This is a genomic window from Sinomonas humi (assembly GCF_000802235.1).
Lineage (GTDB): Bacteria > Actinomycetota > Actinomycetes > Actinomycetales > Micrococcaceae > Sinomonas > Sinomonas humi.
In genome coordinates, this window is sequence record NZ_JTDL01000113.1 from 1 (window position 1) to 23,107 (window position 23,107).

Below are 23,107 nucleotides of genomic sequence, written 5' to 3' on the forward strand. Positions count from 1 at the left end.
AACGTGGACACGGGCGCCGCCGTCGCCGTCGTTCCCGTCTGGGAGGACGACTCTTCGGCGCGTTCCTTCGCGGTCTTCTATCTGCCGCCGAATGGCGGAATCTGGGTCCTCAGGCCGCCTGGGCTTTCGAGCTACGTCGAGGCCGTGGCGAATGGGACCTCGACGAACGAAGAGGCTGTCGCCCTGCGCAACGATTCCTTCCGCAAAGCGGTCGCCCACGCAGAGGCCTTCATCTACGGCACTTAGCCGCCCATCAGTTCAGCCTGTACCGCTCAATCTGCTTGAGCCGCCGCTGGAGGCTGTCTCGGCGGGGGTGAACGGGAGACTCGGCGGGTTCGGCGGTCAGCTCGATGTGGTCGCGGCCGAACCGCCAGAGCAGGAGGTCGTCGAGGAGCCGGTCGGGGCCGGGGGAGTAGCGGTGGTCGAGCGCCTTGCGCACCTCCGTGATGCGTTCGGCGTCGAGCAGTTCGACGAGCTGCCACGTGTGCGTGAAACCGTGCGCGGCAACGAGCTCCGCCGCCCAACCCCAGTCGTCGTCGACCTTGCGGTCCACGTGCGGGAGGAGTGTCTGCCACACGTCTCGGATGCGGTCGGGAGTGAGCGGCTGCCCGCCCTCACCTGCCTCGTTCCAGAAGCTGCGGACCTTCTCGTACCGCTCGTGCAGCTCGGCGAACTCCTTCTCGACGACCTCGAGCATCGCCGCCGTCGCCGTGAACTGCCGGTCGAACTGCGGACTCCAGGCACGCGGGTCACTGCTCTTGAACCGGATATCGTGCTCAATCTCGCTCCAGGCGTGGGCGAAGATCGTGCGGATCTGGCATTCGAAGAAGTAGCTGCCGTTCGAGGGCAGCTCCGGGTTGAAGACAGCTTGGTAGGCCTTGACGGCGTCGTTCTGGAGGGTGCGGAGGATCAGGTGCCGGCTCGAATAGCCGTAGGTCCCCGATTCGATCGAGCCGATGGCCTTCTCCCTGTCGCCACGGCAGTCGAAGATGTCGCGCTGGCGCTTGATGAGGTTCGCGGCGATCGCGTTGTCGCGCGGCAGCCGCGTGATGACCCGGACACCGACCATGTCATTGAGGATCCGGAAGGGGTCCGGGAACTTGAGGGTCGGGCTGCCCCCGGGCTCCGCGGGCGGATCGAGACGTGAGATCTTCTCCTTGAACGATTCCACGGTCTTGGTACGGCCCGTGATGAAGAGGGGATCAGCCTCGTCGCTGTCCTTGAACATGTCCCGCAGGGTGTGCAGGACGTCGTTCGTGACCGCCTTGAGGGCCGGGCGCACCCGTGCATAGGTCTCGACGGACGCATCGACGATGGCGCGCTGCCCCGCGTCCAAACGGTCATAGTTGGTGGCCATGGCATCACGGTAGCAATCGGCACCGACACGGACACGGCAGCGCAACGTAGGGTGGGGCCGTGGCCAAGCGCGAACGCATTCCGTATGGACCCCATCGCGACCAATGGGGCGAACTCTTCCTGCCGGCCGCCCAGAACGCACCGGCGCGCGGCACCGTCGTCGTGATCCACGGGGGCTACTGGCGCGACCGATGGACGGCGGAGCTCGGCCTCCCAGCCTCTCTGGATCTCGTCGACCACGGCTATGCGGTGTGGAACTTGGAGTACCGGCGTGCGGGCAGCGAGGGAAAGGCGGGCGACGGCGGCTGGCCGGCGACGTTCCGGGACGTCGCCATGGGCATCGACCACCTCGCCAACCTCGCGGAGCTCGTAGGGGGCGCCGTCGACCCACGACGGGTCGCTGCGCTCGGGCACTCCGCCGGGGGCCACCTCGCGGTCTGGGCAGCGGGGAGGGCCGCCCACGCAGCCCGGACGGGCGGCGAGTCTCCGGCGGTCCGGCTCACCGGCGTCGTCAGCCAGGCCGGCGTCCTCGATCTCTCAGCCGCGCATCGCCTGCGCCTGAGCAACGACGCCGCCGCGAACCTCATGGGCGGCCCCGAAACGGTGCTTCCCGAGGAGTACGCTCTCGCTGACCCCATGCGTCGGCTGCCAACCGGCGTCCCGGTGCTCGCGGTCCACTCGCGGGACGACGAGGCCGTGCCGTTCGAACTGTCCGAGGCGTACGTCGCGGCCGCCCAAGCGGCAGGCGATCCGGCTGAGCTCCACGAGACGGTCGGCGACCATTCGGCCCTCATCACCCCGGGCGAGGAGGCGTACGAAACGTGCCGCGCCCTCCTCGGCAGACTGCTACCGTAGGCCCCATGCTCACTGTCATCGGCGAGGGCCTCATCGACGTCGTCCGGAAGCCGACGGGCACAGAGTCGCACCCGGGCGGGAGCCCGCTCAACGTCGCGATCGGGCTTGCGAGACTCGACCATCCGGTGCAGTTCATCGGCCGCTACGGCGACGACGCGAACGGCCGCCTCCTCACCGAGCACCTCAAGTCCTCTGGAGTGCTCGTCCCCCTTCCTCCGGACGAGACTCCGACCTCCACCGCGATCGCCGAGCTAGACCACAAGGGCGCCGCGACCTACATGTTCGACCTCGACTGGCACCTCCCCGATTTGCGGGACCGCCTCTCGACGCTCCTCGGCGCCACGACCCTCCTGCACACCGGTTCGATAGCGACCGTGCTCGAGCCCGGGGCCGCCCAGGTCCTTTCCGCCGTCGAGCACGCCCGGCCGCGCGCCACTATTGGCTTCGACCCCAACTGCCGCCCCACCATCACGACCGATCGTGAGGCCGTCCGCCCGCTCGTCGAACGGTTCGTGGCGCTCGCCGACGTCGTGAAGGCCTCCGACGAGGACCTCGCGTGGCTGTATCCCGGCGTCGAGCCGCTCGATTCCGCGCGCCGCTGGAAGTCTCTCGGCGCGCCTGAGGGGCCTTCGATCGTCGTCGTCACCCGCGGCGGTGACGGTCCTTGGGGCATCTGTGCGGACGGGGAGGCAGAGGTTCCAGCCGCGAAGGTCCGGGTCGCGGACACCGTCGGGGCAGGCGACTCGTTCATGTCGGCGCTCCTCAGCGGCGTCGTCGACCGGGAGCTCGACGGCGCGCAGCGGCGTTCGGAGCTGCGCCGGGTCGACGCCGCCGAGCTGCGGCGCATCTTGGATTTCGCGGCGCGAGCCGCCGCGGTCACCGTCTCCCGGCCGGGCGCCAACCCGCCCAGCCGGGCCGAAGTGAGGGACATCCTCCCGCTGTAGCGGGGCAAACGCGAGCAAGGAGTGTTCATGGCCAAGCACAATCCGTACGACGACCTGCCTCAGGTCGAGTCCTTCAGCGTCACCTCCGAGGACATCGAGGACGGCGGGACGCTCGCACCGAATCAGGTGAGCGGTGTCTTCCAGGTGCCAGGCGGGAAGGACCTCTCGCCCCAGCTCACCTGGTCTGGGGCACCCGAGGGCACGAAGAGCTACTGCGTCACTGTCTTCGACCCCGACGCCCCCACCGCGAGTGGGTTCTGGCACTGGGCTGTCGCGAACATCCCCGCGACCGTCGACGAGCTCCCCGAGGGAGCGGGCGGCAGCGCGGACGCAATGGGGCCGTCCGACTCCGATGCGAGCCTCCCTGAGGGCGCAGTCGAGCTCAAGAACGACGCCGGCTACGCGGGCTTTGTGGGAGCTGCCCCGCCGAAGGGGCACGGCCCGCACCGCTACATCGTCACAGTTCACGCGGTGGACGTCGATCGGCTCGACGTCGGCCCGGACGCGACCCCCGCGTTCCTCGGCTTCAACCTCTTCTTCCACACTCTCGGCCGGGCGCAGCTGACCGGCTACTTCGAGGTCCAGTGAGGCTTGTAGCAAGCGATATCGACGGTACGATCCTGAGCCGGGAGGGCCGGATCTCCGAGCGGACGATCCGCGCGCTGCAGGGGTGCGAGGCGGCCGGGGTCGCCGTGGTCTTCGTGACCGGGCGCCCGGCCCGCTGGCTAACTCCGCTGAGCGAGCAGCTCCGGCACACGGGCACCGTGATCTGCTCGAACGGTGCCCTCGTCTACGACCTCTCGAGTATGTCGGTGGTATCGTCCCAAGGCATTCCCCGCCATACGATGCTCGAGGTACGGGATATCGTCCGTGGGCTGTTCCCGGAGACGACTTTCGCCGCGGAGACGGCAGAAGAGTTCGTCATGGAGACGGGATTCGCCGAGCCTCGCCACCGCCATCTCCTCGGAGAGGTGCGGCACGGCAAGCTCGAAGACCTCGTGACTGGGGACGAGGTCGTGAAGTTCATGGCCAAGATCGAGGACATGTCCGCCGAGGACTACTTCCGCGCCGTTGCTCCCCACGTCGGGCATCTCGTGTCGGTCACGCATTCCGCGCTCGACCTGACAATGCTCGAAATGGCGCCCCTCGGCGTCAACAAGGCCGTGACGCTGGCCGAGTACGCCCACGCACTAGGGGTTTCGGCGGAGGACGTCGTTGCGTTCGGGGACATGCCGAACGACGTCGAGATGCTCACCTGGGCGGGCGAGGGCTACGCGATGTCCTCGGGCCACCCCCGCGCCCTCGCCGCCACGGAGCTTCACGCCCCGGGCATCGAGGACGACGGCGTGGCCCAAGTTCTCGAGCGCAAGCTCGCAGGGCTGCGCAAGGTGGGGTAGCGGCTTACTTCCGAAGCTCCCGAGCCGGGTGCGTGCCCCGCTCGCCGACGGCGGGCTGGGTCGTCACCGCGGTGTGCTCGACTTCTTCGTACCGGTGTGCGCCGGCCCGCTTCATGGCCCAGACGATGAAAAAGCCGATGGCCACGAAGACCACGATGTTGACTCCGACGCCGATATTTCCGATGACGCCGAGGAGCCAGATGACAAAAAGCACGATAGCGATCCAGAGCAAGGTGAAACCTCCTGTGCGGGACTTACTGAAACTGCGGAACCAACCACCACTTTAGGCCGCGTTCCGGCAGAATGGTCCCGAACACGGCAACGCCGAGGTGCGGTCCCCGGAACCTTCAATGCGACGGTCCGGAAACAGCACCTCGGCGAGGCGATCTGGCTGGGGCAGTCAGCGTGCCGCTGCTAGACCGCGCGCCGGCCCCTCACCAAATGGACGATGAGTGCGATCACGGCGAGCACGATCAGGATGTGCACCCATCCGCCCAGCGTCGGAAGGGCGATAAAGCCCAGTAGCCAGAGGACGAAAAGGATAATAGCGATCCACAGCAGCACGGTGGCCTCCTCAGTTCGGTTAGTGGATACGTGTTGAACTGATACCCCGATCGTTTTTACTCAAACGTGGAATCGGCCGAAGATTGCGGTTCGCCTGCGGCGATCAAGGGAATCGGTTCCGGCATCCCGAGCGTTTTCCTCACGTGAGTGATGACGAAGTCCTTGACGCTTATTCCGAGGTGGTCACCGGTGTCGCACGGCATCTGACGCCACGCGTCGCCTCGGTCCGGACCGTTCGCGGCTCGGGCTCCGCCGTCGTCATGAGCAAGGAGGGCCATCTCGTCACGAACGCCCACGTGGTGGGTCGGCTCTCAGAGGGCGAAGTCGCGTTCGCCGATGGCTCGTCCGGCCGCTTCTACGTGGTCGGCCGCGACCCCCTCTCGGACCTCGCCGTCCTGCGCACCACGATTGCCATTCCGGCCCCGCCCGAATTCGGGGACGCGGACCGTCTCCTCGTGGGATCGCTCGTCGTCGCCGTGGGAAGCCCGCTGGGCCTCGAGGGCAGCGTGACTGCTGGCGTCGTGAGCGCGCTAGGCCGCTCGATGCCAGCCCAAGGCCGCACCGCCTCTCGTCTCATTGAGGACGTCATCCAGACCGACGCCGCTCTCAACCCCGGGAATTCCGGCGGCGCGCTAGCCGACTCCAGGGGCCGGGTGGTTGGGATCAACACGGCGGTGGCGGGCGTCGGCCTCGGACTTGCTGTCCCGATCAACGCGACCACGCGTCGCATCCTCCGGGCCCTGCGAGAGGACGGCCGCGTCCGGCGAGCCTACCTCGGGCTCGTGAGTGTCCCGACCCCGCTCGACGATCGCTGGGCAGCGCGGACGGGGCGCAGGCGAGCGCTCCGCGTCGCGGAGGTCGTCGCCGGAAGCCCGGCGGCGTTGAGCGGCATCCGGCGGGGTGATCTGTTGCTCGCCATCAACGGCGCGCCGCTCGCGGATGCCCAGTCGCTCCAGAAGCACATGTTCGAGGACGCGATCGGTCGTCGGACGGAGATCACGGTCCTGCGCGGCGAGGCGATGGTCGATGTGGTCGCGGAGCCAGCCGAGCTCGCCGACTGACCCCACCCCACAGTTAGAGCTCGACCAGTTAGAGCTCGACCGTCCCGCGGATCCCCGCCACTGTGTCTCCGCCGACCCAGATCTCCCCATCGCCTCCGGCCAAGCCGTCCGCGCTGACATGGACGCGACCGCGCCGCCCGAGCGCCGTTCCCTGCTGTGCGATGTACGACGACGGTGCGCGCCCGCTCCCGATGAGCCACTGGGCGAGCCCCGCGTTGAGGCTGCCGGTCACCGGGTCCTCGGGAACGGCGAGGTCGGGGCAGAAGGCGCGGACTTCGAAGGCCACGCTGGGATCCTCGCCCGTGTTGTCGTAGGGGCCGATCACGCCGACCTTGTAGCCGCCCATCGCGGCGAAGTCGGGCCGCAGCTCGAGGACAGTCGTTGCGTCGCGCAGCAGGAGCCCGACCCAGCCGGGCCCGTTGTCAACCCACGCCGCGTCCACGACGTCGTCCGCGGCAAGCCCTAGCGAACGCACGACCAGGGCGAGCTCGGACGGGTCGACAGGGCCCGAACGCAGCAGCGGGGGCGCCGCGAAGGCGAGCCGCCCGCCGTCGTCCGCTAGGGTCACGAGGCCCACGCCGCACTCCTGGACGAGCCGCCCCGAAGCGGCGGGCACGCCGCCCGCTTCGAGCCACGCCCTCGCTGAGCCGAGCGTCGGGTGGCCCGCGAACGGCAGCTCACCGCCGGGCGTGAAGATGCGGAGCCGGTAGTCGGCGCCGGACTGTGTCGGTGGGAGGAGGAAGGTTGTCTCCGAGAGGTTTGTCCAGCGCGCGAACGCGGCCATGTCCTGGTCGGAGACCCCTTCGGCGTCATGGACCACGGCGACGGGGTTCCCGCGCAGGAACTCAGAAGTGAAAACGTCGACCTGGCTGAAGGTGCGGTTCATACGAGCTCGACCCCATCCTCGAGTTCGAGCGTCCGGCCTTCGGCCAGCCCTGTGAGCGCAGAGCCCACGTGCACCGCGCCGTGCGAGCCGAAGTACTCTTCGAACTCGCTCGGCGCCACGAACTTCCACTCGGTCAGCTCCTCCTCTTGGAGGATGATCCGGGCGTCGTCGGGGAGGCTTCTGCCGTCGTACAGGAAGACCAGTCCGTCGCCGACCGGGTCGGGGAAGGCCGAATGCGCGATGAGCAGCAGGGCGCCCGGTTCGATGTCGAGCCCGAGCTCCTCGCGGCCCTCTCGCCGTGCGGCCGTGCGCGGCGCCTCTCCAGGGTCGACGGTGCCGCCGGGCAGCAGCCACCCTTCCTTGTAGTTGGGCTTCACGGCGAGGACGCACCCCTCGTTGTTGCGAATCACGAGGCCGGCAGCCACGCGGCGGCGCGGCAGGGTGCGGAAGTACTCGCGGCTCACCGGGCTGAGATCCTCCAGCTTTTCCATGGTTTTGAGCCTACCCGCGCTACGGTGAGGCGCGTGAGCTATCTGGATTCGCCTCCACTCGCGTTCGCCCACCGAGGCTTCTCGCGCGAGGGGCTCGAGAACACGCTCACAGCCTTCCGCACGGCATGGGACCTCGGCTTCACTCACCTCGAGACGGACGTGCACGCGACGGCAGACGGGGTCCTCGCCGTCTTCCACGATGACACTCTCGACCGAGTGACGGACCGGAGCGGCCCGATAGCGGGCCTCACGTGGTCGCAGGTCTCGCGGGCCCGGATCGGCGCACGCGAGGGGGTTCCTCGCTTCGAGGAACTCGCCGAGGAACTCCCCGGCGCCTATCTGAACGTGGACGTCAAGAGCGCGGGCGCCATAGCCCCGCTCGCCGCGGCCATCGAGCGGATGCGCCTCCATGATCGGGTCCTCGTCGCTTCCTCCTCGGACGCCAGGCGCCGCGCTGTCCTCGCGCGGCTCTCACGCCGTGTCCCGTCGTCGGCCGGCATGCGGACGGTTGCGCTCGTTGCCTACGGCGGCCCGGCCTTCCCGCCCGGGCTTCTCCGCTGGGCCCTGCGCGACGTCGACTGCTTCCAGGTTCCCGAGCACCAGGGGCGCCTCCCCGTCATGACCCCGCGGTTCCTTGCGCGAGCCCACGCCTTAGGGCGTCAGGTCCACGTGTGGACGGTCAACGAGGCGACGGACATGATTCGATTGCTCGACCTCGGCGTCGATGGCCTCATGAGCGATCGGGCGGACGTGCTGCGCGACGTCCTCACCGGGCGGGGAGCCTGGCCGCCAGCGCGGTAAGCCTCTGCGGCCAATGCCGCCCAAAAGGGGAAACTGCTCCGAATTTCCTCACAGTTCTCTGGGAGAACGGCAAAACGAAACCGAAGTCTCGGAGAACTCTCCCGACTGAGCCGTCTTGCGCCGTCGTCCGTTCGTTTGGGGCTGGCACGATCTCTCCGGGTCCCTCCTGAGGGCCGTCAGGCATGAGGCGCCGCGTGCGCCGGAATGGAGAATCATGAAGAGCACTAAGAAACGTGCCGCCGCGGCCGTGCTCGGCGCGGCCCTCACGGCGACGACAGTCGTAGGCGGCGCCGCCACGGCGGCTGTCGCGGCACCTGCGGGCGCCACGGCGCAGGGTGCCAACTCAGGCAAGCACGTCCTCCTCCTCTCGGTGGACGGCCTGCACCAGTCGGACCTCGACTGGTACGTCAAGACACACCCGACCTCTGCGCTCGCCGCTCTCGTGGGCCACGGGACGAGCTACACCAACGCGCAGACGCCCATCCCGTCGGACTCCTTCCCCGGCATGGTCGCCCAGGTCACGGGCGGCAACCCGGGCACCACGGGCGTCTACTACGACGACACGTACAACCGGGCCCTCCTCCCGGCCGGCACCACCAACTGCGCTGGTGCCACTCCCGGCGCCGAGGTCGCCTACACCGAGGCCGCTGACCTCAACCAGAACGCTCTCGACGCCGGCCAGGGCCTCGCCGGGCTGCCGAACAGCATCCTCCAGATGACGGGCAACGCGAAGTCGCTCATCAACCCGGCGGCGCTGCCCGTGGACCCGACCACGTGCAAGCCGGTGTACCCGAACCAGTACCTCAAGGTGAACACGGTCTTCGAGGTAGCCAAGCAGGCCGGGCTGAACACGGCTTGGTCGGACAAGCACGTCGCCTACGACATCCTTAGCGGCCCCTCGGGCACGGGGATCGACGACCTGTTCGCGCCGGAGATCAACTCGGACGCGTCGATCGCCGGCTTCTCGGGCGACTGGACGACGGACAACGCGGCGACCCAGCAGTACGACACGTACAAGGTCCAGGCAGTGCTCAACGAGATCGCGGGCAAGGACCACTCCGGCGCGCAGACCGTGGGCGAGCCCGGCATCTTCGGCATGAACTTCCAGACCGTCTCCACGGCACAGAAGCTCCCGACTTCCGACGGCCTCGTCGGTGGCTACCTCGCCGACGGCGTCACCCCGGGCCCGCTCCTGACGCGCGCGCTCGACTACATCAACACCGAGGTCGGCCAGATGACCGCGGCCATCGCGAAGACCCCGGACGCCAAGAAGACGACCGTGATCCTCTCGGCGAAGCACGGCCAGTCCCCGACGGATTCGGCGTCGCTCAAGCGCGTGGACGACGGCCCCATCATCGACGGCCTCAACGCGGCCTGGCAGGCGGCAGGCCACTCGGGCAACCTCGTCTCCTTCTCCACGGACGACGATGTCATGCAGCTCTGGCTGACCCAGCACACGCAGGCGGCCGCTGACTTCGCGAAGCAGTACCTGCTCTCGCACTCCGCCGCAGGCAACAACGTCAGCGGGTCCTCGCTGACCGTCCAGAACTCTGGCCTCACGACCGTCTACGCCGGTTCGCAGGTCGCGAACTTCTTCCACACGGCTGCCGATGATTCGCGCATTCCGGACATCTTCGGCATCGTGCAGCACGGCGTGGTCTACACGGGCGGCCAGGGCAAGATCGCGGAGCACGGGGGCGCCGACCCCGAGGACCGCCACGTGCCGATCGTGGTCTCACAGGGCACCGATTCGAGCGCATCGACCGTGACGAGCACCGTCGAGACCACCCAGATCGCCCCGACCATCCTCCGCGAGCTCGGTCTCAACGTGAACGCGCTCCAGGCGGTAAAGATCGAGGGGACGAAGGTTCTCCCGCAGCACTGAGATCACTGACGGTCCGCGCTCCCGCCCGGTTGTGTTTTCCCAATCGGTCGGGAGCGCGGCGCGTCGGGGCAGACACCGAAATCGGGCCTCCAGAAATGGGACGGAGCGCGGCGCGGTTGGCAAAGTCAGTCCCCGTCCGCCACTGCCCGCTCGATGCGCCTGTCTGGGATGATCCACATGGCCGCCACCCCCACATAGGCAGCCGCACTGATCCATACCGACACGTACGCTCCGAGACACCCAACCGCGTAGAGAACGAGGGACCACTTGCCCTTCGCATCGCTCTGGATGGCGCGAGCGAGGCGGCTTTCGGCGCCTTGAAGCCTTATGAGCCGAGTCTGGAGGATCGTGTAGGCGACGGCCGCTAGCAAGAGGTTGATTCCGTACACGAGGACGGGCAGCGGGCTGAGGCTGCTCTCGTCCATCCACCTCGTGGTGAACGGCACGATCGAGAGCCAGAACAGCAGGTTGAGGTTCGCCCACAGCGCGCCGCCGTCCACCTTGTCGCTCAGGTGCATGAGGTGATGGTGGTTGCTCCAGTAGATACCGATGTACACGAAGCTCAGGACGTACGTGAGGAACGTCGGCAGAACCTGGGCGACGCCGTGCAGGTCCGGCGTGTCGGGTGTCTTGAGCTCGAGCACCATGATGGTGATTGCAATGGCCATGACGCCGTCGCTGAAGGCCTCGACGCGGTTGGTCTCCACGCAGACGATTGAATCACCAGCTGGCAGGATGATGGAATGCGCATTCTGATCGCCCCCGACAAGTTCAAGGGCTCCCTCACAGCGGCTGAGGCTGCCGACGCGATGGCGGAAGGGGCCCTGAGCGTCTACCCGGACGCGGAGATCACAAGGGTCCCGATTGCCGACGGCGGCGAGGGCACGCTCGAGGCGGCCGTCGCCGCGGGCTTCGAGGAACGGAACAACGCTGTCGTTGGCCCCATCCTCCGGCCCGTCGGCGCTTCCTGGGCTCTCAAGGGAACAACCGCTGTGATCGAGACCGCCCAGTCCTCGGGCCTCGCTGCCCTCGACGGCGAACCCACTGCGGAAACAGCCCGCCGGGCCCATTCGTACGGCGCCGGCCAGCTCATCGCCGCGGCCCTCGACGCCGGAGCGACCGAAATCGTCATCGGGCTCGGCGGTTCGGCGATGACGGATGGCGGCTCCGGGGCGGTTCGAGCGCTCGGCCTCACGCCCCTCGACGCCTCGGGAAACGTTGTACCGCTCGGGGGAGCGGCGCTCGCCGACGTCGTTGCCCTCGACGCCTCAGCCCTCGACCCCCGGCTGGCCCGGACGCGGTTCCGTATCGCCGTGGACGTCCGCAACCCGCTTTACGGCCCGGAGGGCGCGGCCCACATCTTCGGCCCGCAGAAGGGGGCGGACGCCGAAACGGCCCAAGCGCTCGACGCTGGCCTCCGCATCTGGGCCAAAGCGCTCGCCGAAGCGACGGGCCGCGACGTCGACGTCCCCGGCTCGGGCGCGGCCGGCGGCTTCCCCGCCGCCTTCCTCGCATACACGGAGGCCGAGCTCGAGAGCGGGTTCGAACTCGTGGCAGACCTCGTCGGCCTCGATGCCCAGCTCGAGGGAGCCGACCTCGTCATCACGGGCGAGGGCTCGCTGGACGGGCAGTCGCTGACGGGCAAGGCGCCGATCGCGCTCGCTGATCGGGCTCGGGAGCGGGGCATTCCCGTGGTCGCCGTCGCCGGCCGGATCCTCGCTTCGCCGGAGGAGCTTGCGGAGCATGGGATCGAGGTCGCGGGCGCGCTGGTCGACCTCGCCCCAAGCCCGGCCGAAGCAATAGCCGAGGCCGGCGCCTACGTCCGCCGGGCGGTGGCGGAGCTCCTCGCGGGCGTCTAGTCCACCCGCCCTCCGACGAGTGGCCACTTCTCGCCTGACGAGTGGCCACTTGCGGCGTCGGTCAGTCCGCCAGATCGCCCGCCGTCGTCGTATGCCGCGGGCTCTCGGGGTTGAGCAGCGAGTTGCGCCGCGAGTAGCCGAAGTAGATCGCGAGCCCGATCACGAGCCAGACGCCGAAGCGCACCCAGGTTTCCCAAGGCAGGGAGATGATCAGCCAGAGCGAGAACAGGACGCCGACGGCGGGCACGACTGGCATCCACGGCGTCCGGAATGTGCGCGGGATTTCGGGGCTGCGGTAACGCAGGACGATCACCGCCACGCAGACCACAACGAACGCGGACAGGATCCCGATGTTCGTGAGCTCGGCGACCGTGTTGATGGGCAGCACTCCGGCGAGTACGGCGGACCCGATGCCGACGATCCACGTGAGACGAGTCGGGACATGCCGCTCCGGGTGGGTCTTTGCGAACCACTTCGGGAGGAGTCCGTCCCGGCTCATCGAGAACCATACGCGGGTGACGCCGAGCATGAACGTCAGCATCACGGTGATGATCGAGATGATCGCCCCGACCGCGATGACGTCCGCGACGGCCGGCAAGCCCACCGCAGAGAAGGCGCTCGCGAAGCCGGACTTCGGATCGATCTCGGTGTACTTCTGCATCCCCGTCAGTACGAGGGTTGCGAGCACGTAGAGCGCCATCGCGATCGCGAGCGAGTAGATGATCGCCTTCGGCATGTGCTTCGTCGCATCGCGCGACTCTTCAGCGGCCGTGCTCATCGCGTCGTAGCCGAATACGGCGAAGAAGACCGTCGCCGCGCCCGTCATCACGCCGCCGAAGCCGAATGGGAAGTAGGGGGTGTAGTTGGCGCTGTTGATGTGGAACACGCCGAGCACCACGATGACGACGACGAGCAGCACCTTGAGCGCGACGATCACGAGCTCGAAGCGGCCCGTGCTGCGGATTCCCCGCGTGAGGATCCACGCCGTGACGAGGCACAGGATGATGGCGAAGACATCGACGACGTGACCGGGCCCCGTGCCGGCCGCGCCAAGCATCCAGGCGGGCAGGTTGATTCCGAGCTGCCCGACGAGGAAGCCGAAGTAGCCCGAGATGCCGATGGCGACGACGGCGACGATCGCCGTGTACTCGAGGAGCAGGTCCCAGCCGATGAACCAGCCGACGATCTCGCCGAGCGACGCGTAGCCATAGGTGTACGCCGAACCCGCTTTGGGGATCATGCCCGCGAATTCGGCGTAGGAGAGGGCGGCCGCGGCGCTCGCGACGCCCGCCACGAGGAAGGAGATGAGGACGGCGGGGCCGGCGGTCGCGTGGGCAACCGCCCCGGCGAGCGAGAAGATGCCCGCCCCGATGATGCCGCCGACGCCGATCGCGGTGAGCTGCCACAGCCCGAGTGACCTCGAGAGCTGGCCGACCCCCTGCTCCTCCTCGATCTCGCCGATCGGCTTCCGCCGGAGTATGGACTGCTGCCAGCTCGTCATCAGGCTCCCCCTGCTCGCGTTCGGTCTTGCCTCGGTGCGGCGCCAGTCTACGCCGCGAGCGGGCGAAGGCAGCTAGACGCTCTCGCTCTCGGGCTCTCGCACGGTTCCGCGCCACCGCGCGAGCCCGGTCATGCCGTGGTAGATCAGCAGAGCCGCCGCAGAACCGAGCGCGATTCCGGCGAAGCCCAGCTGGCCGACGTTCCACGTGTAATCGGCGACGCCGACGATGAGGGCGACCGCCGCCGTCGTGATGTTGATTTGGTTCGAGAAGTTGACCCTGCCCTGGACCCAGATCTTGACGCCGAGCACGCCGATCATCCCGTAGAGCATGGTCGCTGCGCCGCCGAGCACGCCCGCCGGGACTGTGGCGATGAGCTCGCCGAACTTCGGCGAGAAGCTGAGCGCGAGAGCGCATAGGCCCGCAACCCAGTAGGCCGCGGTCGAGTAAACCTTGGTCGCTGCCATGACGCCGATGTTCTCGGCGTACGTCGTCGTGCCGGAGCCCCCGCCGAAGCCCGCGAGGGTCGTGGCGATTCCGTCGGCGATGAGCGCGCGGCCGGCCACGCCGTCGAGGTTCTGGCCCGTCATCGCGGCGACGCTCTTGACGTGCCCCACGTTCTCCGCGACCAGCACGAGCACAACGGGGACGAACAAGCCGAGGACCCCGACATGGAAGGCGGGCGTCTGGAAATGCGGGAGTCCGATCCAAGCCGCCGAGCCAACCCCCGAGAAGTTGACCTCGCCGCGCGCGATCGCCACGAGATACCCCACCACGACGCCGATGAGGATGCTCAGGCGGCCCAGGATCCCGCGGAACAGGACGCTCGCGAGGATGATCGCGAGGAGCGTCACGAAAGCCGTGATTGGTGCGGCGACGAAGTTCTGCTTGGCGGACGGCGCGAGGTTCAGGCCGATGAGCGCCACGATCGAGCCAGTCACGACCGGCGGCATGACGACGTTGATCCAATGCGCACCGAACGCCTGGACCACTGCACCGACGAGCGCGAGGACGATCCCGGCCGCGACCACCCCGCCGAGCGCCCCCGCGACGCCGAACTGCTGCTGCGAGGCGAGGATCGGTGCGATGAATGCGAAGGAAGAACCGAGGTAGCTCGGCACCCGCCCCCGCGTGATGAGCAGGAACAGCACGGTGCCGATTCCGGAGAAGAAGAGGGTCGTAGCCGGGGGCATGTGGGTGAGGATCGGCACGAGGAACGTCGAGCCGAACATTGCCACCACGTGCTGGAGGCCGATCCCGATCGTCAGCGGCCACGCGAGCCGCTCCTGAGGGGCGACGACCTCGCCCGGGCGGACGGAACGGCCGTCTCCGTGAAGCTTCCAGCCGGTTCCGAGCATGCTCATGGGGGTCGCCTTCCGGTGAGGGTGGGGGTGCGTGCCAGAGAGAAATCTTACGTGTGCGTACGACGGCGGGCCGCGCACCCGTGTGGTCAATCTCACCGCGCATTGCGGAAGGGGAGCGGACGACGGCGGGTTTCACCCTTTGAGAGGGCGGCCGGCTCGGCCGCCGTCGGATCGTGGAGAAGGAGATTCAATGAGCATCGCCCATCAGGAAGCCGCTCTGGACGCCGCCGCCGTCGACGCCCTGTTCGTCGAGGCGCGCACGGCGAACTCGTTCACTGGCGAGGTGACCGAGGAGCAGGCGCAGGCGATCTACGAGCTCACGAAGTTCGGCCCCACCGCCTTCAACAACCAGCCGCTCCGCGTCACGTACGTCCGTTCAGCGGAGGCCCGCGAGCGGCTCGTCGCGCACATGATGCCCGGAAATCAGGAGAAGACGCGCAACGCTCCGCTCGTCGCCGTCCTCTCGTTCGACACCGAGTGGCACGAGAAGTGGGATCAGTTCCTCCCGGCTGCTCTCCGGGCCAAGGCGATGTTCGATGCCGATGAGTCGCTCCGCTACGGCACCGGCCGGGACAACGCCCACCTTCAGGCGGGCTACTTCATCCTCGCCGTGCGCGCGCTCGGCTTCGCGGCCGGCCCGATGACCGGCGCCAACTTCGATGGGATCGACGCCGAGTTCTTCCCGGAGGGCGGCCGCAAGAGCTTCCTCGTGGTGAACATCGGCCTCCCGGGCGTCGACGCCTTCGGTCCCGTGAAGACGAAGTTCGCGTACGAGGACGTCGTCGAGACCCTCTGACCCCTCGAGCTGACCCCTCGAGACAAGTGGCCCCTCGTTGCAGCAGCAACGAGGGGCCATTTCTTTCCCCGCACGTGGCCACTTCTTAGGGCTTCGGCACCCGGTCCCCGCGGTCGCGCGGGCCCGACACGCGCGGAATGCTTCCGGTGGCAGCGCGCTGAGCGGCCGGACGAGGGCGTCCTGCGGGGGGAGTCTTGCACTCAGGGCGCCCACCGCGGGAACTCTGGCCAGTCGTGGGAGCTGTTGCGGTGAGCACCGGAGAAGGTCCCGTGACCGCCGGGGCCAACGCGCCGCCGTCGTCCGCGCCGTCGTCCGCGCCGTCGTTCGCGTCCTCGTCTCGCCGCGCGGCCCAAACCGCACGCAGCTGCTCGCGGATCGTTCCCTCGCCCCACCGGGTGAGCGCCACGATGCCGAGAATGCCCGCCACGAGCGCGGCCGCGCCACCTATGAGCAGCGACCAGCGAGCTCCACCTGTGTTGGCGACCCACCCGATGATCGGCGCCCCAATCGGCGTTCCGCCTTGGATGACCGCCATGTAGAGCGCGAGAACACGCCCTCGGTACTGAGAATCGGTGCTGAGCTGCACGATGGTGTTGCAGAGGTTGAGGAACGTCATCGACGTGAGACCCACCGGGACGAGCATGACGGCAAACCACACGTAGGCGGGCATGATCGCGGCGACGATTGTGGCGAGCCCAAGCAGGACGGCCGCTGCAACGAGGAGGCTCATGCGCGGGTTCCGCCGTCGTGCGGAGAGCAGCGCGCCCCCGAGGGTGCCGACTGCCATGACGGAGCCGAGGAGGCCATAGGCATCAGGGCCGGTGTGGAAGACGTTCGCAGCCATGAGGGCGTTGGTCACCTGGAAATTCAGAGTGAACATCCCGACGACTCCGGCCATCGCCATGATGAGCAGCGTCCGCGGTTGGCTCCGCACGTAGCGGAGGCCCTCGACGATCTGGTGCTTCCCCCGCGGAACCGGGGCGGAACGGTGCAGAAGATCCACACGGAGCTTGATAAGCGAGGCGATGACGGCCGCGAAGGAGGCCGCATTGATCAGGAACACCCAACCGGTGCCGACGACGCTGATGAGGACACCCGCAACGCCGGGCCCCGCGAGGCGGGCGAGGTTGAAGGACGCGCTGTTGAGTGCCACGGCGTTCGGCACATCCTGCCGCCCGACGAGCTCGGAGACGAAGGCTTGCCGCGCTGGCGCGTCGAAGGCGCTCGCGACGCCGAGGAGCAGGGCGATCGCGTAGATGTGCCAGAGCTGGGCAACGCCCGAGAGCACGAGGACAGCCTGCAGGAGGGCGAGCGCCCCCATGGCGGCCTGCGTGCCGATGAGCAGCTTCCGCTTGTCGAGCCTGTCGCCGACCACGCCTGCGTAGGGTCCGAGGACGAGGATGGGGAGGAACTGGAGCCCGGTCGTGACGCCTACGGCAGCGCCGTCGTGGTTGGTCAGGGCGGTCAGGACAAGCCAGTCCTGAGCGACGCGCTGCATCCAGGTTCCGACGTTCGAGACGACGGCGCCGCTGGCCCAGAGGCGGTAGTTGGGGTGACGGAGTGCACTGAACATCTTGCTCATCGGGCAGACATCTCCACGAGAATCTCCGCGGCGCGGTGCATGACGGCTCTGTCGCGTTCAGGCAGTCCCTCGAGACGGCTGGCGAGCCATTCGGACCGCAGGCTGCGAGACTCCTCGAGGACGGCGGCGCCCTGCGGCGTGAGGGAGACGACGACTTGGCGGCCGTCCGTCGGATTCTCAGTTCGTTCAACGAGGTTCTGCGCGGAGAGCGCGTTGACCGTGCGGGTCATGCTCGGTGCCTGGACGCGCTCTGCATCGGCGAGCTGGCGCATGGTCTGCGGTCCGCGCTTTGCGAGGAGTCCGAGCACAGTCGTCTGGCCCGGGGTGACGACGTCGCTGCCCGCCTGAGTCCGTAGCACGCGAGACGTGCGCATGATCGCGACGCGCAGTTCGACGGCGAGCTCGCCGAGATCTGGGACGGCTTCGGTATCTGAAGTGGTTGCTGGAGTGGTCATCGTTACTTAGCATAGCTCATTACCTTTGCTAAGCATATGATCTCGCTCACCCGGTGGCAGGAGTCACCTCGAGCGGACCCGGCTGCGCCGTCAGGCGATGACCGAGTCGACGAGCGCCTTCGCCTCAGCCTGCACCTGCTTGAGGTGCTCCTCGCCCTTGAAGGACTCCGCGTAGATCTTGTAGACGTCCTCGGTCCCCGAGGGACGCGCTGCGAACCAGGCGTTCTCCGTCGTGACCTTGAGCCCGCCGATCTTGGCACCGTTGCCTGGCGCCTCGGTCAGTTTCGCGGTGATGGTTTCGCCTGCGAGTTCCGTTGCCGTGACGTCCGCGGCGGAAAGCTTCCCGAGCTTTGCCTTCTGCTCCCGGTTGGCGGCGGCATCGATTCGAGCGTACGACGGCGACCCGTACTTCGCGGCGAGGTCGGCGTAGCGCTGGGAGGGGCTCTGCCCGGTCACGGCTTGGATCTCCGAGGCGAGGAGGCACAGGAGGATGCCGTCCTTGTCGGTCGTCCACACTCCGCCGTCGAGCTTGACGAAGCTCGCGCCGGCGCTTTCCTCACCCCCGAACGCGCCCTCGCCGCTCAGCAGGCCCGGCACGAACCACTTGAAGCCGACCGGAACCTCGACAAGCTTCCGGCCAAGGCCCTCCGCAACGCGGTCGATCATGGATGAGCTCACGAGCGTCTTGCCGACGACGGCGTCCGGGCGCCATCCAGATCGGTTGCGGTAGAGGTAGTCGATCGCTACCGAGAGGTAGTGGTTCGGGTTCATGAGGCCAGCATCGGGCGTGACGATGCCGTGCCGGTCGGCGTCGGCGTCATTGCCAGTGGCGATGTCGAACTTCGTATCTCCCGAGTTGACCTTCGAGATGAGGCCGGCCATGGCAGACGGGGAAGAGCAGTCCATCCGGATCTTCTCGTCCCAGTCCAGCGTCATGAAGGCCCACCGCGGGTCGACGGTCGGGTTCACCACAGTGAGGTTGAGGTGATGGCGCTCGCCGATCTCGCCCCAGTAGTCCACCGAAGCTCCGCCCATCGGGTCGGCCCCGATCCGGACTCCAGCGTCCCTGATCGCCGCAATGTCGAGCACGAGGGGCAGGTCGTCGACGTAGCTTGAGAGGAAGTCGTACTGGCCCGTCGTCTCCGCCGAGAGCGCCTCCTGGAGCTGGACGCGCCGGACGCCTTCAAGGTTCGCCTCGAGGAGGGCGTTGGCGCGGTCCGCGATCCAGCTCGTCGCGTCAGTGTCCGCGGGACCGCCGTGCGGCGGGTTGTACTTGAAGCCGCCGTCCGCGGGAGGGTTGTGGCTCGGGGTCACGACGATGCCGTCTGCCCTCCCAGGATCGTCCTGAGAGCGGCCGGCGTTGTACTTGAGGATGGCGTGGCTCAGCGAAGGCGTTGGCGTGTAGCCGTGGCGCGCATCTACGAGGACTGTCACCCCGTTCGCCGCGAGCACCTCGAGTGCGGTGTTCGTCGCCGGCTCGCTCAGTCCATGGGTGTCCTTCGCGAGGAAAAGCGGACCGCGGATGCCTTGGCCCGCCCGGTACTCGACGATCGCCTGGGTGATTGCGGCAATGTGCTTCTCGTTGAAGGAGGCCCTGAGGCTTGAGCCCCGGTGCCCCGAGGTGCCGAACGCCACACGCTGACCCGGGTCGCTGAGATCCGGGGAGATGTCGTAATAGGCATCGAGAAGTGCCGTGATGTCGACAAGGTCACTGGGAAGGGCAACGGTGCCTGCTCGGTTAGCCATGCCCATAGCTTGGCAGAGAACACCGACAGTACGTGCCGTCCGCCTGAAGATTTCCGGCAGTGACCTCCGCGATTTTTTGCCATTCCAGGCCCACAGCGCCCTGACGGGCGGCGCGAGTAGGCTGGTGCCAGCATCCCGTCGGAAGTATTTCGAGGCAGAGGGGGAGACGTGTCCGAGACCAACGAGGGCCGCCATGAGGGCGAGCCGCCGCTCGAGCCGGCGGACGAGCGCCCGACCGAACCGATCGCGCGCGAGCACCGCCACGCGACTCGTCCGATCCCTCCTGTTCCCCAGGCGCCGACTGTTCCCGGTGCCTCCGCCTCTCCCTACGGCACGCACCAGAGCCCCTACGGGCAGGGCCAGTTCGGGCAGAGCCCATACTCTCAGGGCCCGTATTCCGAGGGCCCATACTCTGAGAGCCCCTACTCCCAGCAGAACGCCTACTCCCAGAACCCCTACGGGCCGGGCGCGCCCCAGCAGTACCCGCCGTCGTACGGCTATCAGCAGCCCCAGTATCCGCAGCCCTATTCCTATGCCCAACCCGAGCCGCGGACTCTGAGCATCGTCTCGATGGTCTGCGGCATCGCGTCGTTGCTCGGCTTCGGCTTCCTGCTCCTGCCCCAGCTCGCGGCGATCGTGCTCGGCCACCTCGCGCTCTCCCGCGAGCCGGCCGGCCGCGGTTTCGCGATCGCGGGCCTCGCGACCGGCTACTTCTGCCTGCTCGTCAGTGTGGTGGTCATTGCGTTCCTCGTGATCGGGATCGCTTCGATCAGCCAGTACAGCTACAACTACTGACCCGTACGGGCCGCCGCCCCCGCCTTCGCCGTCTCAAGGATCCGCGCGAGCTGGAGGAGCCGCGCCTCCGACCCCATCGGCCCCACAAGCTGCACCGCCATCGGCAGTCCGAGTTCGGTCCACACCGTGGGCACGCTGACCGCGGGAAGGCCGCAGACGTTGACCATCGACGACCACGGCGCGAACTCGCATTGCCTCGCGTAGTCGTCGTCCGCCGTCGTCTGCCATTCCGGCCCGGAAAACCAGCCGATGGGGCGCGGGGTCTGCGCAAGCGCGGGCATGAGGATGGCGTCCCACCGCCCGTACTGTGCGACCGTGTCCCGTTCGAAGCCGTGCAGGAACCGGAGCGATTCGTCGAGCTTGGCGCGGCTCCTCTGCTGCGCGCGGCGCCGGAACGCTCGGGTGAGTGGCGTCAGGAGCGGTTCGCGGGAAGGGGAGAGGCGGAGCGTTCCTACTCCCGCTGTCCAGACGGCCGTGAACGCGTCGGGGTACCGGTTGTCGTATCGCACCTCCGCCTCGCCCACTCGGTGACCCTCGGCCGCCAACCGCGTGGCCGCGGAGTCGAGCGCTGCGAGGGCCTCCGGCTCGGGCTCAATGCGGTACCGATGGTCCCAAGGGCTCGCGAGTGCCACGCCGATGCGGAGTCTCGCTGGGTCACGCATCACGGCGTCCGCGTACGACGCCGTGTGGCGGCCCTGGTGGTCCCCGTCGACAAGCGCATCGAGCAGCACGGCGGCGTCTTCCGCGCTCCGAGCGAGCGGGCCCGCGACAACGAGCCGTCCCGGATCGCCAGTGCTCTCACCCTGGGGGACGAGTCCGCGCCCGGGCTTGAGCCCCACGATTCCACAGGCGGCCGCGGGGATCCGGATCGATCCGCCGCCGTCGCTCCCAGGCGCGAAGGGCAGCAGGCCAGCCGCCACCGCCGCCGCCGAGCCTCCCGATGACCCGCCGGAGCTGAGCGCCGGCGCATGGGGGTTGCGGGAGGGCGGGGCGATGCGGTTCTCGGAATATGCCGTGAGCCCGAACTCGGGCACCTGCGTCTTTCCGAGGGAGATCACGCCCGCCGTCCTCAGGGCGGTCACGAGCGGCGCGTTGTGTGGAGCGGGTCGGGGCTCGACGGCGGCGCTCCCAAAAGTTGTCGGCACCCCGCTCACATCGACGAGGTCCTTGAATGCCGTCGGCATCCCATGGAGCGGCGGCAGCGCGTCGAGGGCGCCAGCGCGGCGAGCGGCTGCGTGCGCCTCGTCCGCCGCCGAGGCCTCCGCCAGCGCGGACTCGGCGGTGACCGTCACGAACGCCCCGAGGTGGGGGTTGCGGGTGCCGATCGCGTCGAGGAAATGCACGACGGCGTCCCTCGCCGAGAGCTCGCCGGTGCGCAGCGCGTCGCGGAGGCCGCGCGCGGAAAGCCGGGCTACGCCGTCGTCCATGCCGCCTCCCTCCCGGCATCGCCACCGGCCTTCCCACTATAGGCTGGAAGGAGAATCCAACTTCTGCGCCTGTTAAGTGGAGGAACCGCAATGGCGAACTTCGAATCCGTCCGCGTCGAGACCCTGCCCGCTGGCACGCTGCTCGACGTCCGCGAGGACTACGAATGGGAGGCCGGGCACGCCGAGGGCGCCGTGCACATCCCAATGGACCAGTTGCCCGCCCGCCTCGGCGAGCTCGATCCGGACGAGGACCTCCTCGTCGTCTGCCGTACGGGTGGCCGCTCCGCGCGGGTGACAGGCTGGCTTGTGGACCAGGGCTATTCGGCAATGAATGTCGCCGGAGGCATGGATGCGTGGCTTGAGTCCGGGCGGCCCCTCGTCTCCGAAAACGGGCAGCAGCCCACGGTTCTCTAGTGCTCTATACGTTCCTCGGGCCCGCCGGGACGTTCACCGAGGCTGCGCTTCTCAAGGTGCCGGGCGCCCGCGACGCAGAGCGCGTTCCATCTCCGAGCGTGCCCGAGGCGCTCGACCTCGTACGTTCGCATCGCGCAGACGCTGCGATGGTCCCGATCGAGAATTCAGTCGAAGGCGGCGTCACCGCAACCCTCGACGCGATCTCGACAGGGCCCGAGTTGCGGATCGTGCGCGAGGAACTCGTGCCCATCACGTTCGTGCTCGTGGCTCGGCCTGGGACGAGGCTTGAGGACGTGCGCCGGGTTTGCACTCACGGCCACGCATGGGCGCAGTGCCGCCGCTGGGCGCGAGAGAATATTCCTCTCGCGGAATACGAACCTGCCTCCTCGACGGTAGCCGGAGCGCTCGCCCTTCTCGGGGCTTCCTCCCGCCCCGGGGACGCCGCCATCTGCGGCCCGATCGTGGCCGAGGAGCACCCTGAGCTCGAGGTTCTCGGTGCAGGCATCGGCGACAATCCGGGCGCCGTGACGCGCTTCATCCTCGTCTCGCGGCCGGGCTCCCTCCCGCCGCGCACAGGGGCCGACAAGACGACGGTCGCTGTGCCGTTGCCGCAGGACCGTCCGGGGGCGCTCATGGAGATCCTCGAGCAGTTCGCTTCGCGCGGCGTGAATCTCTCCCGCATCGAATCGCGGCCCACCGGAGAATACCTGGGCCACTACTTCTTCAGCATTGACGCCGAGGGCCACGCGGGGGACGCCCGCGTTGCCGACGCGTTGGCCGGCCTGCACCGCCTCAGCCCCCAGACCCGCTTCCTTGGCTCGTACCGCCGCGCCGACGGCGTGGAGCCGGTGGTTAGTCCCCACAACAGCGACACCGCGTTCAACGCCGGCGCCGCATGGGTGAGGACGATTCTCGGCGACTGATTGGCCC

At 68.3% G+C, this 23,107-nt stretch carries 24 protein-coding genes and 1 pseudogene; 13 read left to right on the plus strand and 12 right to left on the minus strand.

What is annotated here, in order from left to right; translation table 11 throughout:
* Positions 1–246, plus strand: a pseudogene (locus tag LK10_RS22300) (hypothetical protein); the annotation flags it as partial.
* Positions 247–253: 7 nt separating this feature from the next.
* On the opposite strand, the gene LK10_RS11265 reads toward LK10_RS22300, so the two are convergent.
* Entirely contained in the window at positions 254–1,357 is a 1,104-nt protein-coding gene (locus LK10_RS11265) for a GTP pyrophosphokinase (RefSeq protein ID WP_043123709.1), read from the minus strand.
* 59 nt (positions 1,358–1,416) lie between these two features.
* On the opposite strand from LK10_RS11265, the gene LK10_RS11270 reads away from it, so the two are divergent.
* The 4 genes from LK10_RS11270 to LK10_RS11285 are packed head-to-tail and all read left to right on the plus strand — an operon-like array spanning position 1,417 to position 4,552.
* Positions 1,417–2,211 carry an alpha/beta hydrolase family protein gene (locus LK10_RS11270; RefSeq protein WP_043123712.1) on the plus strand — a complete coding sequence of 265 codons (795 nt, stop codon included), beginning with the start codon at positions 1,417–1,419 and terminating at the stop codon, positions 2,209–2,211.
* A gap of 5 nt (positions 2,212–2,216) precedes the next feature.
* Positions 2,217–3,155 (plus strand): carbohydrate kinase family protein, encoded by a 939-nt coding sequence (locus LK10_RS11275; RefSeq protein ID WP_043123714.1) that lies wholly within the window; start codon positions 2,217–2,219, stop codon positions 3,153–3,155.
* 27 nt (positions 3,156–3,182) lie between these two features.
* Complete coding sequence (locus LK10_RS11280) at positions 3,183–3,743, plus strand: YbhB/YbcL family Raf kinase inhibitor-like protein (protein WP_043123716.1); 561 nt, start codon at positions 3,183–3,185, stop codon at positions 3,741–3,743.
* Positions 3,740–4,552 carry a Cof-type HAD-IIB family hydrolase gene (locus LK10_RS11285; protein ID WP_043123718.1) on the plus strand — a complete coding sequence of 271 codons (813 nt, stop codon included), beginning with the start codon at positions 3,740–3,742 and terminating at the stop codon, positions 4,550–4,552. Before LK10_RS11280 ends, LK10_RS11285 begins: the two co-directional genes overlap by 4 nt.
* A gap of 4 nt (positions 4,553–4,556) precedes the next feature.
* On the opposite strand, the gene LK10_RS11290 is transcribed toward LK10_RS11285, so the two are convergent.
* Positions 4,557–4,784 (minus strand): hypothetical protein, encoded by a 228-nt coding sequence (locus tag LK10_RS11290; protein ID WP_043123719.1) that lies wholly within the window; start codon positions 4,782–4,784, stop codon positions 4,557–4,559.
* Positions 4,785–4,966: 182 nt separating this feature from the next.
* Positions 4,967–5,116 (minus strand): lmo0937 family membrane protein, encoded by a 150-nt coding sequence (locus LK10_RS21915; protein ID WP_197061919.1) that lies wholly within the window; start codon positions 5,114–5,116, stop codon positions 4,967–4,969.
* Between the two features lie 143 nt (positions 5,117–5,259).
* On the opposite strand from LK10_RS21915, the gene LK10_RS11295 reads away from it, so the two are divergent.
* The gene (locus tag LK10_RS11295) at positions 5,260–6,177 is read left to right on the plus strand and encodes a S1C family serine protease (RefSeq protein WP_043123721.1); all 918 of its coding nucleotides are present in this window, start codon (positions 5,260–5,262) and stop codon (positions 6,175–6,177) included.
* 28 nt (positions 6,178–6,205) lie between these two features.
* On the opposite strand, the gene LK10_RS11300 is transcribed toward LK10_RS11295, so the two are convergent.
* On the minus strand, positions 6,206–7,063 hold the full coding sequence (locus tag LK10_RS11300) for a PhzF family phenazine biosynthesis protein (protein ID WP_043123723.1): 858 nt from the start codon (positions 7,061–7,063) through the stop codon (positions 6,206–6,208).
* Positions 7,060–7,554: an NUDIX domain-containing protein gene (locus LK10_RS11305; protein ID WP_043123724.1), complete on the minus strand. Its 495-nt coding sequence runs from the start codon at positions 7,552–7,554 to the stop codon at positions 7,060–7,062. Before LK10_RS11305 ends, LK10_RS11300 begins: the two co-directional genes overlap by 4 nt.
* A 33-nt stretch (positions 7,555–7,587) precedes the next feature.
* Here LK10_RS11305 and LK10_RS11310 point away from each other — a divergent pair, with 33 nt between their 5' ends.
* Entirely contained in the window at positions 7,588–8,355 is a 768-nt protein-coding gene (locus tag LK10_RS11310) for a glycerophosphodiester phosphodiesterase (RefSeq protein ID WP_231567734.1), read from the plus strand.
* A gap of 214 nt (positions 8,356–8,569) precedes the next feature.
* On the plus strand, positions 8,570–10,240 hold the full coding sequence (locus LK10_RS11315) for an alkaline phosphatase family protein (protein ID WP_043123728.1): 1,671 nt from the start codon (positions 8,570–8,572) through the stop codon (positions 10,238–10,240).
* A gap of 125 nt (positions 10,241–10,365) precedes the next feature.
* On the opposite strand, the gene LK10_RS11320 is transcribed toward LK10_RS11315, so the two are convergent.
* Positions 10,366–10,947 carry a TMEM175 family protein gene (locus LK10_RS11320; RefSeq protein WP_043123730.1) on the minus strand — a complete coding sequence of 194 codons (582 nt, stop codon included), beginning with the start codon at positions 10,945–10,947 and terminating at the stop codon, positions 10,366–10,368.
* Between the two features lie 36 nt (positions 10,948–10,983).
* Between LK10_RS11320 and LK10_RS11325 the strand changes: the two genes are divergently transcribed.
* On the plus strand, positions 10,984–12,099 hold the full coding sequence (locus LK10_RS11325) for a glycerate kinase (protein WP_043123732.1): 1,116 nt from the start codon (positions 10,984–10,986) through the stop codon (positions 12,097–12,099).
* Positions 12,100–12,160: 61 nt separating this feature from the next.
* Here LK10_RS11325 and LK10_RS11330 read toward each other — a convergent pair whose 3' ends face one another.
* Positions 12,161–13,600, minus strand: coding sequence for an amino acid permease (locus LK10_RS11330; RefSeq protein ID WP_043123733.1), 1,440 nt, complete (start codon positions 13,598–13,600; stop codon positions 12,161–12,163).
* A gap of 72 nt (positions 13,601–13,672) precedes the next feature.
* Positions 13,673–14,962, minus strand: a complete 1,290-nt coding sequence (locus LK10_RS11335) for a uracil-xanthine permease family protein (protein ID WP_043123735.1) — start codon at positions 14,960–14,962, stop codon at positions 13,673–13,675.
* Between the two features lie 190 nt (positions 14,963–15,152).
* On the opposite strand from LK10_RS11335, the gene LK10_RS11340 reads away from it, so the two are divergent.
* Positions 15,153–15,758: a malonic semialdehyde reductase gene (locus tag LK10_RS11340; protein WP_043123737.1), complete on the plus strand. Its 606-nt coding sequence runs from the start codon at positions 15,153–15,155 to the stop codon at positions 15,756–15,758.
* A gap of 85 nt (positions 15,759–15,843) precedes the next feature.
* Here LK10_RS11340 and LK10_RS11345 read toward each other — a convergent pair whose 3' ends face one another.
* From LK10_RS11345 to pgm, 3 genes are all read right to left on the minus strand, one after another.
* Positions 15,844–17,340 carry an MFS transporter gene (locus LK10_RS11345; RefSeq protein ID WP_081998468.1) on the minus strand — a complete coding sequence of 499 codons (1,497 nt, stop codon included), beginning with the start codon at positions 17,338–17,340 and terminating at the stop codon, positions 15,844–15,846.
* Positions 17,337–17,795: a MarR family winged helix-turn-helix transcriptional regulator gene (locus LK10_RS11350; RefSeq protein ID WP_043123738.1), complete on the minus strand. Its 459-nt coding sequence runs from the start codon at positions 17,793–17,795 to the stop codon at positions 17,337–17,339. Before LK10_RS11350 ends, LK10_RS11345 begins: the two co-directional genes overlap by 4 nt.
* A gap of 90 nt (positions 17,796–17,885) precedes the next feature.
* Complete coding sequence (gene pgm, locus LK10_RS11355) at positions 17,886–19,541, minus strand: phosphoglucomutase (alpha-D-glucose-1,6-bisphosphate-dependent) (protein ID WP_043123794.1); 1,656 nt, start codon at positions 19,539–19,541, stop codon at positions 17,886–17,888.
* A 168-nt stretch (positions 19,542–19,709) separates the two neighbouring features.
* Between pgm and LK10_RS11360 the strand changes: the two genes are divergently transcribed.
* Positions 19,710–20,336: a DUF4190 domain-containing protein gene (locus LK10_RS11360; RefSeq protein WP_043123740.1), complete on the plus strand. Its 627-nt coding sequence runs from the start codon at positions 19,710–19,712 to the stop codon at positions 20,334–20,336.
* On the opposite strand, the gene LK10_RS11365 is transcribed toward LK10_RS11360, so the two are convergent.
* Positions 20,330–21,763, minus strand: coding sequence for an amidase (locus LK10_RS11365; protein WP_043123742.1), 1,434 nt, complete (start codon positions 21,761–21,763; stop codon positions 20,330–20,332). The genes LK10_RS11360 and LK10_RS11365 overlap by 7 nt on opposite strands.
* Positions 21,764–21,853: 90 nt before the next feature.
* Here LK10_RS11365 and LK10_RS11370 point away from each other — a divergent pair, with 90 nt between their 5' ends.
* Both LK10_RS11370 and pheA read left to right on the plus strand, forming a co-directional pair.
* The gene (locus tag LK10_RS11370; protein ID WP_043123744.1) at positions 21,854–22,177 is read left to right on the plus strand and encodes a rhodanese-like domain-containing protein; all 324 of its coding nucleotides are present in this window, start codon (positions 21,854–21,856) and stop codon (positions 22,175–22,177) included.
* Positions 22,177–23,100 (plus strand): prephenate dehydratase, encoded by a 924-nt coding sequence (pheA, locus tag LK10_RS11375; RefSeq protein ID WP_043123746.1) that lies wholly within the window; start codon positions 22,177–22,179, stop codon positions 23,098–23,100. The genes LK10_RS11370 and pheA overlap by 1 nt, the downstream gene beginning before the upstream one ends.
* Positions 23,101–23,107: the final 7 nt, after the last annotated feature.